Source organism: Pontibacter populi, from assembly GCF_040278685.1.
Taxonomy (GTDB): domain Bacteria; phylum Bacteroidota; class Bacteroidia; order Cytophagales; family Hymenobacteraceae; genus Pontibacter; species Pontibacter populi.
Genome location: NZ_JBEOKT010000022.1, coordinates 13,394 through 26,453, shown reverse-complemented (window position 1 = coordinate 26,453; position 13,060 = coordinate 13,394). Strand labels below are relative to the sequence as shown.

The window sequence follows — 13,060 nt, the reverse complement described above, 5'->3', positions numbered from 1 at the left end:
AAGTCCTAAGCCCGAAATTTACCTGACAGACGTTGAGTAAGTAGAAACAAACCTCATGGGGTAAAGCAATAAAGAAAAAGGGAAAAGCGATCAGAATGATTGCTTTCCCCTTTTAGAAGATAACAGGAATGTACTATCAAACCATTTCCATAATTATCTGATAGTTTTAGAAGAGTTTTATGCGCTGTGATTATTTTAGAATTAGTGTATTCCTAACGCCATTTTAATCAAACATACACCCGCTTGTAGACAAATAAATTGCTGGTGTTATTCAGGAGCTGTTACTTATTCTGTTGCTGCCAAACTTCCAGTTCTTTAATTTCCTTGTTTTGCTGGTCTATGGTTTTCTGGGCCAGTTGCTTCATTTCTTGCGTCTTACCTGTTTTCAGATATTCTTTTGCAATTTCGTTGCCCATCAGGTGGTGGTGTATCATCATGGTAGCAAAGTTTTGATCAGTGCTCATGTTGCTCATATCCTGCTGGTGCATCTGCTGCATCATGCGGTTCATGGGGTGCATCATGCGCATAGTCGTGGCTGTGTCTCCTTTGGTTGGCGTGTGTTTACTTGTAAAAGCCTGCAGCTTTTGTATATCTGTCTGGTTCGATTGTTTTATCCTTTGTGCAATTTCCTTTAGCTCACTGTCGGTACCATTCGCAATTTCTTCATCGGCCATTCTAATGCCAGCCTGTTGGTGGTGTATCATCATCAGAGCAAAATCATAGTCCGGGTCGCCTGTCATTTGTGTGCGTACACCGCGCATTTTCTGCATGTTCTGGTGCATGTGGCCCATCATGCCGCCCATTTGCCCGCCGCCCATCATAGTTGTATCCTGCATCATGTCGTCGGTAGCCATATCGGCTGTGTCTTCGGTAGTTGTAGTTTCGTCTGTGGTAGTGCCTTCGTTGCCACATGCTGCTAAAAAGAAAACAATTCCTGCCCATATGGCAAGATGCTGTAAGTTTGTTTTGAACCCTCTCATAATTTGTTGTGGATTAAATAAAGTATAGTGCCTGCTACTGTATACGCTTGTTATTTCAGCATGGTAAAATCCTGTATGACATGCTTTACACGTTTTGACTTACCTGATCTCTCTTCGTAGTAACTGCGCGTTGATGGCCACGATCACGGTGCTTAAGCTCATCAGTGCTGCCCCCACAGCCGGTGATACCATAATACCCTGATTGTAGAGCACGCCTGCTGCCAGCGGCAGCGCGATCACGTTGTAGCCTGTGGCCCAAACCAGGTTCTGAATCATCTTGCGGTAGGTGGCTTTGCCGAAAAGGATAAGCGAAGCGATATCCTGTGGGTTGCTGTTCACTAATATGATGTCGGCGGTTTCGGCGGCTACGTCGGTACCCGAACCAACAGCAATGCCTACATCGGCTTGGGCAAGGGCAGGGGCATCGTTCACACCGTCGCCGGTCATGGCTACAAATTCTCCTTTGGTTTGCAGTTCCTTTACCTTTTCCTGTTTCTGGTGAGGCAGCACGTTGGCCAGGTAACCATCCATTTTCAATTTATCGCTCACGCTTTTGGCTACGCGTTCGTTGTCACCGGTTAGCAGCAGGTTTTTAATACCATTCTCTTTCAACACACGTATCGCCTCTGCCGATTCCTCGCGTATCTGGTCGCGCATGGTAATGTAGCCAACAGGTTTTCCGTCTACTATAGTGTACACCACAGTTTCCACGCCTTCCTCGGCCTCGCTGGCAGGTACGACAATGTTGAACTCTTTTATATAGTTAGGACCCACCACTTTCACCTCGCGGCCTTCTACTATGCCTTCCAAACCCTTACCGGGCAGGTAATTAAATGATGTTGATGCTGGTACGGTTATGCTTTGCTCTTTTGCTCTTCTGAGAATACTTTGTGAAATGAAATGTTCCGAGTTCTGCTCCACACCAGCTGCCAGGCGCAGCATTTCGCGCTCGTCTATAGTTTGATCAAACGTCACGACGGATGCGATTTCGTGTGAGCCCTGGGTAAGCGTTCCGGTTTTGTCGAAGATGATGGTGGTGATCTTGCGGGAATTTTCGAAGGCAGTACGGTTGCGGATAAGAAGGCCGTGATTGGCCGACACAGCCGTAGAAATAGCCACTACCAGCGGTACGGCCAGCCCCAGCGCATGCGGACAGGAAATCACCATAACCGTAACCATACGTTCCAGAGCAAAAGCGAAGTCCTGCCCCAGCAAAAGCCAGACTGCCAGCGTCCCGAAGCCAGCTATCAATGCAATATAGGTAAGCCATTTGGCGGCCCGGTCGGCCAGGCGCTGTGTTTCCGATTTAGTTTTCTGCGCTTCCTGCACCAATTTTATCACTTTGTTCAGGTAGCTGTCTTTTCCTGTAAACTCTACCCGGACCCGAAGTGCCCCATTCCCGTTAATGGAACCCCCAATCACTTTCTCGCCTTTCGTTTTCTTCACCGGTTTGCTTTCGCCGGTCAGCATGCTCTCATTCAGGTGGCTTTCACCGTCTTCCACCACGCCGTCGGCAGGTACTTTTTCACCGGGTTTTACAAGTATCAGGTCGCCCTTCTGAATGTCTTCAATCCGTATCTTAACTGTTTCACCATCCCGTATCAGCATGGCTTCGGCGGGCATCATACTTACCAGCAACTCCAGCGCTTTAGATGCACCCAGCACCGAGCGCATCTCTATCCAATGCCCCAGCAGCATGATAACTATAAGCGTGGCCAGCTCCCAGAAAAAATCCATGCCGGGTAGGCCAAAGACTATAGCCGTACTATACAGGTAAGCCACTGTAATAGCTACTCCGATCAATGTCATCATGCCCGGTGCGCCTTTCTTTACTTCTTCGGCCAGTCCTGTTAAAAATGGCCAGCCGCCATAAAAGTAGATGATAGAGGAAAGTATGAAAGCCGTGTAAATGGCATATGGCACATCCAGTGTAAAGCCTAAAATGTGCTGCACCATCGGACTCAGGATAATAACAGGAATAGATAATACAAGCGACACCCAGAATCGCTTTTTGAAGTCTTCGATCATCATGCGGTGATGATCGTGGCCATGCTCGCCGTGCGGAGGATGGCCGGTAGTGTCACGGTGCATGGCTTGTTCGTGTCCGTGCAGTGTTTTTTCTTCCAGTCGCTCGGTTATCTGATCTTTCTGCTTCTTTGGCTGTTGGTTTGGATTATGCTCGTGGTGCTGATGGTCCATGGTTTGGTCAGTTCATTAACAAAAAATACGCAGACACTGGCTGCGTATTTTTATACTCTTAATGCGGATGTTCCGTTTACAGGTACCTAACCTGAGGCCTTATAACGTCTATATGCACCAGCTGTGCGCTTTAGTTCCCGGCTATAGCAAAGCTACAAAGTGCCTCAAAATATAAGTGCTGCCACCAGCATACTTGCTCTGTTCCGGATGATCTCTTTTTGTGTTTTACAACCTTATGCGCAACGGTGGTTGTGGTATGCAAATTTGCTGCACTTTTAAAAGCAGCCCCTGGCAGTACCGAAAACTGAACTTCACGAACAGGCCCAAGAGAGCTTTCGGATACTAGGGGGAGTATACTTCTTAGGGGCTGCCGAGAAAGGCCCCACCGGAAAGACCGGCAAAGTATACCGGATAGGGTAAACAGCCTGGAACACTCAGTTATTTCTTTCACATGTAAGTATTAAACCTTATTTATATAACGATGGTATAATCCTATTGCGCTGCATTGTGAGTTCCTGTAAAGCCAGAAGCTGATGATAGTTCATCCCTGGTATAAACTCCTATGACTATAATTTGCCACTTCGGGTAATACCGTAGGTAGTATCTGGGAGCCGTAGGAGGGATAGCTTTTAGAGGGCTATTGGTGTATGATGGGCGCGACTAATAAGAAACGTAAAAGCAGGAACATATAGGTATGGCCGGGGAAAAAGAAGACTACGCTCATGAGCAGGCAAAGGAAGCTGGGAACTCACCATCTGCCCAGGCTATACATGATGCCATCTATAAGGAGGCCGAAGAGGAACTGGAGCGCCCTACATCTAATCTATTCTGGTCAGGCCTGGCAGCAGGCTTATCTATGAGTTTATCCCTGATCGTGGAAGGCGTTCTGGAAGCCTACCTGCCGGATGCTGAATGGACGGTGCTGGTATCTAGCTTCGGTTACAGCGTAGGTTTTGTGATCGTTATACTTGGCAAGCAGCAGCTGTTCACGGAGAACACGCTTACACCTATCCTGACGCTCCTGCATCATAAAACGCTGGAAAAGTTTGCGAATGTGATGCGCCTGTGGGGCGTAGTACTGTTTGCCAATCTGCTGGGTAGTTTGCTTGTCGCGCTTGTGGTGGCGCATACATCCGCCTTTGATCCTCATGTGCTGGAAACCTTTGCAAAGCTCGGTCATGAAGCCATGAAACCTGACTTTGGCACGGTGCTGCTGCGTGGAATATTTGCAGGCTGGCTCATTGCGCTAATGGTATGGCTGTTGCCTTACGCAGGCTCTGCTCGGGTATTGATCATTATACTTATAACCTACGTGGTGGCCATCGGGCACTTTAGCCATGTCATCGCAGGCTCTATGGAAACCTTCACTATTGCTGCAATGGGGGAGACTTCCTGGGCAGATGTGCTGCTAAACTATACCTTACCGGCCCTGATCGGGAATATACTTGGCGGAGTGGTGCTGGTAGCGGCAATTAACCATGCACAGATACAATCCGGTGATAAAGAAAAGTCGCATACGCAGGCTTAACTATTCTTTCCAAGCCCCTTTTTCTTACCTCATACTACACTATATTTATCTACCCGGCCGCATACCTTGTTTTAAGTATGTGAAGGTGATTTTCTTTTTTGGTGCCTTGAATCCGGATGTATCAGAAAATAGCAAAGATGATGAATAGAGTGATCTGTAAAATCAACCAGAGCCGATGCAGACCGAAAATCATTGTTCTTGTGCCACATGTTCTACATCTTTTGGCTTTACAGTCATTTTATTCTTTTGCTTTTTGGGTGCAACTGTTAGGTAATAAGTTAATTGTGTTTATAGTATAGCTAATACGACGGGTCGTATACTTGTTTCCATGTCCAGCCATCTTTTTCCAGTAGCGCAGTCAGCAGTTGGCGATGTTCATGTAGCTCCTGCTCAAACATTCGTTTTACCTGCTCCGTTTCTTTTACTGGTATGCCTGCCTGATGTACTTTTGCAAGGTCTGGTGTAGGTGCCTTATTATAGGCTTTGGCATTTTTAAGAAAGCTCTCCTCCATCGTTTCCTTGTACGTTTTCAGCGTAGTGTAAAGCATCTCCATCTTTAGCTCATCTTTTGCACCGGCAAGCTTCAGAAGGTGATAGGCTTCATCAAGCAGTACGATGGCTGGTGCAATGGCCAGCTTCACCTGATTATTGTGGAAATAATGGATTACAGGATAGGAGTGGTGGTTCATGGTATGCTGCATCAGCATCTGGCAAAGGTCCGATACATTGTCGAAAAAGGAGGAAAAGTCTTTCCCGTTCCAGCTGTTTATCAGGATCTGCTGCGGTGTTTTGCCCATGCCGCTGATGTATAAACTTAGCTTGCTCTGCAGCCCAACCGCGGAGAGTACAGGTACAAAATAAGTGATGGAAGCGGTAATGAAGGCCAGTCCAGAGAAGGCTGCCAGGCTGGTGACGATGCGCCAGGTATCGGTGGTAGCTATATAATCCCCCACACCCAGTGTAGAGAGCGTGAAGCCGGCATAATACAGTTTTTCCAGCGAAGTTGCGGTGGCCAGCGTGCTGCTGTTCACAATAGAGCCTTTGTCAGAAAGCAGCATCAGAAACAACCCGTTCCAAAGGCCGATGATCCAGACCAGGAGTATGGTAATCAGCACAGCAGGGCCCGCATAACTCAGCAGTCCTGACTTGCCGTTTTTTCCTGATGCAACGAAGAACAGCTTCCAGACACCTTTGGAGATTGTATTGGTTATCTTTCCGCCGCCGTTGGAGGAGAAGGTTGTCTTGATCAGATCCATCAAAGTCAGTATGAAGAGCAGTATTCCCAGAATCAGGTAGAGGTAGTTCATAAAACCAATGTTGTCTCTGTCTGCTAAACGGGAGAGGAAAAAAGGAGTTGAGCTAGCTGTTAAGAGATCGTATGTTTATAGTGCTGATGTTAATTATTTCTGGGACGAATATCCGGTTTCTATGAACGTAGGTTTATCAATACTTATGACTCATCATTTTAACTAAGAACTTGTTTAGGGTTTATAGTTTCTGCAGTAGAAAACGAGCCATTGTTGGTGTTTTTACCAACAATCCAGGTGCCTGGCTCTTTACACTTGCTGGTGAAAATACACAGCAAGGGCGTATATTGAAGCCAGATAAAAAACTAAACAGCTTCTAATTTAAAAACAGAGAACTGTGATGCATCTTTCTGATTTGAATAACCACCAGAAAGGAGGGGATAAATGGTTGAGCAAAATAAATAAATACCATTTTGGTGTATCTTTTAAATTAACCACCTAATTTTGTGGTGGTAAAGATATAACTGTGAAGCGACTTCTCTTTTTTCTGCTTATGTTTATTACCTGCTTTAATCTGGCAGGTGGATATGCTATTGCAGCATCTGTTATATCGCAAACCGGCACTGATGGCTTGCTGGCACTTCCTAATAGCCCACATCAGCATTATTTAAAAAAGTCAACTGTAGATCTGCAGGTAGTTCAGGTAAATAAAGATGATTCTGAAAACGATGAAACGCTTTTTCCTGATCTTAGCCACCTCCTAAACTATAGCCTCTATAGTTATATCCCGGATTTTAAGTTACTTAACAAGCATTTTTTGCTTCATTATGGTATATCCATAAAGGATAAGGAGCGTGCTGCTTATATCCTGTATCAAAATTTCAGACTATAGTTTCCTCTTTTCAGTTGCTTTTACTTCTGTAGGCTGCATCAAGGCCTTTCGCAACTATAATTTCCCGCTTTTTTAAGCACCAAATTCAATTAATCATTTTCCGGGTTCGGGTAAGCTGCAGTTTCTACTGTTGTGGCACCTGTAAGTCAGCGGTAATGCAGCCTATGGGATAACTGTTGGCAATTACAGCTATTGCTGCCCTGACAGTACTTTCAGGCTAATACTGTTCCGTTTCCCGCCCCCGGAAAAATTATACTTACAGGCTATTCCCTTTTTAAGCAATGTGTATTGCCTGTTTTATAGCTATCCAAAGATCATTAATCAATCTCAATTAAATTTATTTCCCATGAAGAGAATTCTCATGCTTATGGGCGTGTGTGCCCTGGTGTGTCAAACGAGTTGTACACCAACAAACGGAGAAGAGAAAAAAGAGCACGAAACCACGTTTCTGGTAAGCAGTCCGATGAAAATGGACACTACCATTACAAAGGATTACGTGAGCCTGGTACATTCTATACGCCACATAGAACTAAGAGCACAGGAGAAAGGCTACCTGCAAAAGATATTTGTAGACGAAGGCCAGTTTGTGAAAAAAGGTCAGCTGTTATTCCAGATCATGCCCAATTTGTACCAGGCCGAACTAGAGAAAGCACAGGCTGAGGCAAATTTTGCAAAGATAGAATACCAGAACACCAAATCGTTGGCTGACAGAAACATAGTAGCTCCGAATGAACTGGCGATGGCCAAAGTAAAATTAGACAAGGCCAAAGCTGACGTTTCTCTTGCAAATGTTCACCTGCAGTTCACACAGATCAGGGCTCCTTTTGATGGTATCATAGACCGTTTCCATGTGAGGTTAGGTAGCCTGGTAGATGAAGGAGAACTACTGACCGAACTGGCCGACAACAGCAAAATGTGGGTTTACTACAACGTGCCGGAAGCCGAATACCTGGATTACCAGACCAATGAGAAGAAGGGTGATGAGGTAAAAGTAAACCTGTTGATGGCCAATAATCAGTTGTTCAAATATCAGGGCGTTGTAGAAACGATAGAAGCCAATTTCAATCATGAGACAGGTAATATTGCTTTCAGGGCTACATTCCCTAACCCGGATGGGTTGTTACGACATGGTGAAACGGGCAATGTCCGTATGGGTATTCCGCTTAAAAACACACTGCTTATTCCTCAGAAGGCCACTTTTGAAGTACTGGAAAAGAAGTACGTGTATGTAGTGGATAAAAACAACACGATCAAGTCAAGAGAAATAACTATAGCTGCCGAATTACCACACATTTACGCTGTGCAAAGTGGCCTGGCTGAGAACGACAAGATCCTGCTGGAAGGCCTGCGACTGGTGCGCGAAAACGAAAAGATCCATTCCAGGTTTGTTGCCCCCGGCAAAGTTTTGTCTCAGTTAGAATTGTATGCGGAGTAATTCAATATCCCACCAAAGGTAAAAAGACATGTTCAGTAAATTCATACACAGACCTGTATTTGCTATTGTAATATCGGTCGTGATCATTTTTATAGGTGGCCTGGCTATCAAAAAGCTACCTATATCCCAGTTCCCGGACATCGCACCCACTACGGTAAACATCTTTATTGCTTATCCGGGTGCCAGTGCCGATGTACTTGTTAACTCTACCCTCATTACCCTGGAGCAAGCCATAAACGGTGTGGAAGGTATGCGCTATATCGCATCGGATGCCACCAGTGCCGGCGAAGCTACCCTGCGCATTATTTTTGAACCGGGTACCGACCCCAACGATGCTGTTGTAAGGGTAAAAACCAGGGTAGACCAGGTAATGCCGCTTCTGCCCGAACTGGTGCAACGCGAAGGTGTTGTAATTACGCCTGTGCAGCCTAGTATGCTGATGTACGTCAACCTGTATTCCAAGGAAAAGAGTATTGACGAGAAGTTCCTGTTCAACTACGCCACCGTTAAAATGATCCCGGAAATACAAAGGATCAAAGGTGTTGCCAGGGCGCAGATTTTGGGTAGCCGCAGATATGCCATGCGTGTCTGGCTTAACCCGGATCGTATGCGTGCCTATAGTATCTCTGTAGAAGAGGTAATGGAGGCTTTAGCCGAACAAAGTATCATTGGCCGCCCTGGCAGGTTGGGTCAAAGCTCCGGTATAGCTGCTCAGTCGCTGGAATATGTGCTTACCTACAAAGGCCGTTATAACAAACCTGTTGAATATGAAGGGATCATTATTCGGGCCAATGCCGAAGGAGAGAGCATACGCCTGAAAGATATAGCCACGGTAGAGCTGGGTAGTGAATTCTTTGATATCTATTCTAACCTGAATGGCCAACCCTCTGCAGCTATAGTTTTAAAGCAGAACTATGGCAGTAATGCCAGCGATGTAATTGCCGATGTAAAAGCCCAGTTGGAAATCATGAAACAATCTTTCCCGCCGGGTGTGGACTATAAGATAAGCTATGACGTGTCGCAGTTCCTGGATGCATCTATAGACCAGGTGCTTCATACTTTAAGAGATGCGTTTATACTTGTTGCCCTGGTGGTGTTCATTTTCCTCGGCGACTGGCGTTCTACACTTATCCCAATCCTGGCAGTGCCGGTTTCGCTGGTAGGGGCCTTCTTTGTGATCCAGCTCTTTGGTCTTTCCATCAACCTGATCACGTTGTTCGCGCTTGTACTGGCCATCGGTATTGTGGTGGATAATGCTATAGTTGTGGTGGAGGCGGTACATGCCAAAATGGAGGAAACCAATCTTTCTCCTTATAAAGCAACTATAGAGGTATTGCGCGAGATAGGTGGTGCCATCATCGCAATCACGCTGGTAATGACGGCGGTGTTCATCCCGCTACTGTTCATGTCGGGTCCGGTTGGTATTTTCTATAAGCAGTTCTCTATTACCATGGCCAGTTCAATTGTTATTTCAGCTGTAATTGCGCTAACGCTTACACCTGTGCTGTGTGCCATGCTGCTGAAGAATAATCATGGTAAGCCAAAGAAGAAAAATCCATTAACGAAAGCGCTTGACGGTTTTAACAGTGGCTTTGAGAAGCTTACCGGCAAATACGTAGGCTTGCTACGAACTATAGTTAGCAGGAGATGGCTAACCTGGGGTATACTTCTGGCCTTTGGTGTTGGTATATTCTTCGAAAATAAAATGCTGCCGGCAGGATTTATTCCAAACGAAGACCAGGGTACCATCTATGCTATAGTTCAGACTCCTCCGGGCTCAACACTGGAAACAACAAACCAGGTATCACAGAAACTGCAGAAGATATGTGAAGAAATTGAAGGTGTAGAATCGGTGTCGTCACTGGCTGGTTACGAGATCATGACGGAAGGACGTGGCTCCAATGCGGGTACCTGTCTGATTAACCTGAAGCCATGGTCTGACAGAGAGCATACCGTGAAAGAGATCATGGAAGAACTGGAAGAGAAATCGAAAGGGCTTGGCGCCGTAGTAGAGTTCTTCGAGCCACCAGCAATCCCAGGCTTCGGTTCATCCGGCGGGTTCTCTATGCGCCTGCTGGATAAAAACTCTGACACTGACTACCACGAGTTTGATAAGGTAAACAAGGAGTTCATGGATAACCTGGCGAAAAGGAAAGAGCTTACCGGCTTATTTACCTTCTTCGCGGCCAACTACCCGCAGTATGAACTGGAGATCGATAACAATCTGGCCATGCAAAAAGGGGTATCTATTGGTAAAGCCATGGAGAACCTGAACATCCTGATAGGCAGTACATATGAGCAGGGGTTTATCAAGTTCAACCAGTTCTTTAAAGTTTACGTGCAGTCCGATCCTAAATTCAGAAGGCTACCATCTGATGTTCTGAATCTTTCTGTTAAAAATGAAGCGGGAGAAATGGTGCCTTATTCGGCATTTATGAAACTGAAGAAGACACAGGGGCCTAACGAGGTGATGCGTTTTAATCTGTACAATTCAGCAGCCATCCAGGGGCTTCCGGCTAAAGGTTACACTACAGCAGATGCCATACAGGCCATACAGGAAGTAGCTGCTACAACACTGCCTAAAGGGTATGATATAGCTTTTGAAGGTCTTTCTTATGACGAGTCTATACGTGGGAATGAGTCGCTGTATGTATTTATAGTTGTACTCCTGTTTGTATACTTCGTGTTGGCAGCCCAGTACGAGAGCTTTATCATTCCTTTTGCGGTGGTTTTGTCGCTGCCGGTCGGGATATTTGGTTCCTTTTTGCTGCTGAAACTGATGGGGCTGGAGAACAACATTTATGCGCAGGTAGGTATGATTATGCTGGTGGGTCTGTTAGGTAAGAATGCCGTTCTGATCGTGGAATTTGCCGTGCAGAAACGCTTGCAGGGGGCCACTATAATCGAAGCAGCTATAGAAGGCGCACGGGTGCGTTTCCGTCCAATCCTGATGACCTCGTTTGCCTTTGTCGCCGGCCTTATTCCGCTGATCGTGGCTACCGGAGCAGGAGCCATTGGTAACCGCACTATTGGTGCATCTGCCCTTGGTGGTATGTTGTTCGGAACCATTTTCGGCGTCGTTATCATCCCGGGCTTGTATTACATATTTGCTAAAATGGCAGACGGTCGTCACCTGATCAGGGATGAACATGAAACGCCTTTAACGGAAGGGTATGTGTATGCGAATGAGCGTATTGACCACATGGAAGAAGAAGTTTTGGCTGAAGAAATTGAAAATCATGTATAAGAAAAAAATAATAAAATGGGCGGGTGTAGCTTTTGTTTCCATATCCTTTACAGCCTGTAGCCTGCCAACTATAGTTCAGAGATCGGTTAATACGGCAGTACCTACGCATTATAACAATGCGCAGGATACTACCAACACGGCAAAACTTAGGTGGCAGGACTACTTTACGGATTCAAACCTGATAGCGCTAGTAGACACTGCGCTGCAGCATAACCAGGAACTGAACATTATTTTACAGGAGATCCAGATCGCTCAAAGTGAAGTTAGAGCCAGGAAGGGAGAATATTTACCGTCTGTTGGTCTAAAAGCCGGAGCTGGTCTTGATAAGGTTGCCCGGTACACGAATATAGGTGCTATGGAAGCTACCACCAATATAGAAGGGGATAGGGAAATGCCGGAACCACTGCCTGATTTCCTGGTAGGTGCTTATGCCAAATGGGAGGTAGATGTGTGGCACAAGCTGCGCAATGCCAAAAAAGCCGCTGCATTCCGTTATTTGTCATCAGTGGAAGGGAAGAATTTTATGGTTACCAACCTGGTTGCCGAAATAGCTAATTCTTATTACGAACTACTGGCGCTTGATAACCAACTGGATATCGTTAAACAGAACATAGCGATACAGACCGATGCCCTGGAAATAGTAAAGGCTCAGAAAGAAGCTACCCGTGTTAACGAACTGGCAGTTCGCAGGTTTGAAGCCCAGGTGCTCAGTACTAAAAGCCTGCAGTATAATATACAGCAACGGATAACGGAAACGGAGAACCGGATCAACTTCCTTGTTGGCAGATACCCGCAACCTATCAAAAGGAATTCTCAGGCTTTTAATGATCTGATGCCAGGGAAAATTCAGGCTGGCGTACCGGCACAACTGTTAGAGAACCGTCCGGATATTAAGCAGGCTGAACTGGAACTGGAAGCCGCCAAACTGGATGTACAGGTAGCCAAAGCCAATTTTTATCCATCTTTAGGTATAACTGCTGGGGTAGGTATACAGGCATTTGATCCGTCCTTTTTACTGAAAACACCAGAATCATTACTTTACTCGCTGGCAGGAGATCTTACTGCGCCGTTGATCAACAGGAATGCGATAAAAGCAACGTATTATGGTGCAAACGCAAAGCAGTTACAAGCCGTGTACAGCTACGAACGTACTGTTTTAAATGCTTACATAGAGGTTACTAATCAGCTATCCAACATCAGTAACCTGGAGAAAAGCTACAACCTGAAAGCACGGCAGGTACAGGCCCTAACGCAATCGGTGGGTATCTCAAATGAATTATTTAAATCAGCCAGGGCAGACTATATGGAGGTGCTGTTAACCCAACGGGAAGCGCTGGAATCAAGGTTTGAACTTATTGAAACCAAGATGCAGCAACTGAATGCCCAGGTTGCCATGTACCAGGCGTTAGGTGGCGGATGGAACTTATAAGTAGGTAAACAGTCCGTTCACCGGCAAATGATTCAAAATTAAAAGAAGCCATTTTACAAGATGTGAAATGGCTTCTTGTTTTACATTATCAGCAGTAATGCTG

The 13,060-nt window shown here is 45.8% G+C and carries 8 protein-coding genes; 5 read left to right on the top strand and 3 right to left on the bottom strand.

Annotated elements, in window-relative coordinates; translation table 11 throughout:
• Positions 1-281: 281 nt before the first annotated feature.
• Together ABS362_RS17470 and ABS362_RS17465 are read right to left on the bottom strand one after the other, a co-directional pair.
• The gene (locus tag ABS362_RS17470) at positions 282-980 is read right to left on the bottom strand and encodes a DUF305 domain-containing protein (RefSeq protein WP_350414095.1); all 699 of its coding nucleotides are present in this window, start codon (positions 978-980) and stop codon (positions 282-284) included.
• Positions 981-1,079: 99 nt separating this feature from the next.
• Positions 1,080-3,179, bottom strand: a complete 2,100-nt coding sequence (locus ABS362_RS17465; protein WP_350414093.1) for a copper-translocating P-type ATPase — start codon at positions 3,177-3,179, stop codon at positions 1,080-1,082.
• A 694-nt stretch (positions 3,180-3,873) separates the two neighbouring features.
• Here ABS362_RS17465 and ABS362_RS17460 point away from each other — a divergent pair.
• Positions 3,874-4,707, top strand: coding sequence for a formate/nitrite transporter family protein (locus tag ABS362_RS17460; RefSeq protein WP_350414091.1), 834 nt, complete (start codon positions 3,874-3,876; stop codon positions 4,705-4,707).
• Positions 4,708-5,006: 299 nt separating this feature from the next.
• On the opposite strand, the gene ABS362_RS17455 is transcribed toward ABS362_RS17460, so the two are convergent.
• On the bottom strand, positions 5,007-6,014 hold the full coding sequence (locus tag ABS362_RS17455; RefSeq protein WP_350414090.1) for a potassium channel family protein: 1,008 nt from the start codon (positions 6,012-6,014) through the stop codon (positions 5,007-5,009).
• A 466-nt stretch (positions 6,015-6,480) separates the two neighbouring features.
• Between ABS362_RS17455 and ABS362_RS17450 the strand changes: the two genes are divergently transcribed.
• The 4 genes from ABS362_RS17450 to ABS362_RS17435 all read left to right on the top strand — a co-directional run bounded on the left by ABS362_RS17450 (position 6,481) and on the right by ABS362_RS17435 (position 12,957).
• On the top strand, positions 6,481-6,846 hold the full coding sequence (locus ABS362_RS17450) for a hypothetical protein (protein ID WP_350414088.1): 366 nt from the start codon (positions 6,481-6,483) through the stop codon (positions 6,844-6,846).
• A gap of 346 nt (positions 6,847-7,192) precedes the next feature.
• Entirely contained in the window at positions 7,193-8,281 is a 1,089-nt protein-coding gene (locus tag ABS362_RS17445; RefSeq protein ID WP_350414086.1) for an efflux RND transporter periplasmic adaptor subunit, read from the top strand.
• A gap of 28 nt (positions 8,282-8,309) precedes the next feature.
• Positions 8,310-11,528: an efflux RND transporter permease subunit gene (locus tag ABS362_RS17440; protein ID WP_350414084.1), complete on the top strand. Its 3,219-nt coding sequence runs from the start codon at positions 8,310-8,312 to the stop codon at positions 11,526-11,528.
• Positions 11,521-12,957 carry a TolC family protein gene (locus ABS362_RS17435; protein ID WP_350414083.1) on the top strand — a complete coding sequence of 479 codons (1,437 nt, stop codon included), beginning with the start codon at positions 11,521-11,523 and terminating at the stop codon, positions 12,955-12,957. The genes ABS362_RS17440 and ABS362_RS17435 overlap by 8 nt, the downstream gene beginning before the upstream one ends.
• The last annotated feature ends 103 nt before the right edge of the window (positions 12,958-13,060 follow it).

Excerpts from the sequence above, each read along its gene's own strand:
- ABS362_RS17460 (WP_350414091.1), top strand. The coding sequence starts at position 3,874 with ATGGCCGGGGAAAAAGAAGACTACGCTCATGAGCAGGCAAAGGAAGCT.
- ABS362_RS17470 (WP_350414095.1), bottom strand. The coding sequence starts at position 980 with ATGAGAGGGTTCAAAACAAACTTACAGCATCTTGCCATATGGGCAGGA.
- ABS362_RS17465 (WP_350414093.1), bottom strand. The coding sequence starts at position 3,179 with ATGGACCATCAGCACCACGAGCATAATCCAAACCAACAGCCAAAGAAG.
- ABS362_RS17440 (WP_350414084.1), top strand. The coding sequence starts at position 8,310 with ATGTTCAGTAAATTCATACACAGACCTGTATTTGCTATTGTAATATCG.
- ABS362_RS17435 (WP_350414083.1), top strand. The coding sequence starts at position 11,521 with ATGTATAAGAAAAAAATAATAAAATGGGCGGGTGTAGCTTTTGTTTCC.
- ABS362_RS17445 (WP_350414086.1), top strand. The coding sequence starts at position 7,193 with ATGAAGAGAATTCTCATGCTTATGGGCGTGTGTGCCCTGGTGTGTCAA.
- ABS362_RS17455 (WP_350414090.1), bottom strand. The coding sequence starts at position 6,014 with ATGAACTACCTCTACCTGATTCTGGGAATACTGCTCTTCATACTGACT.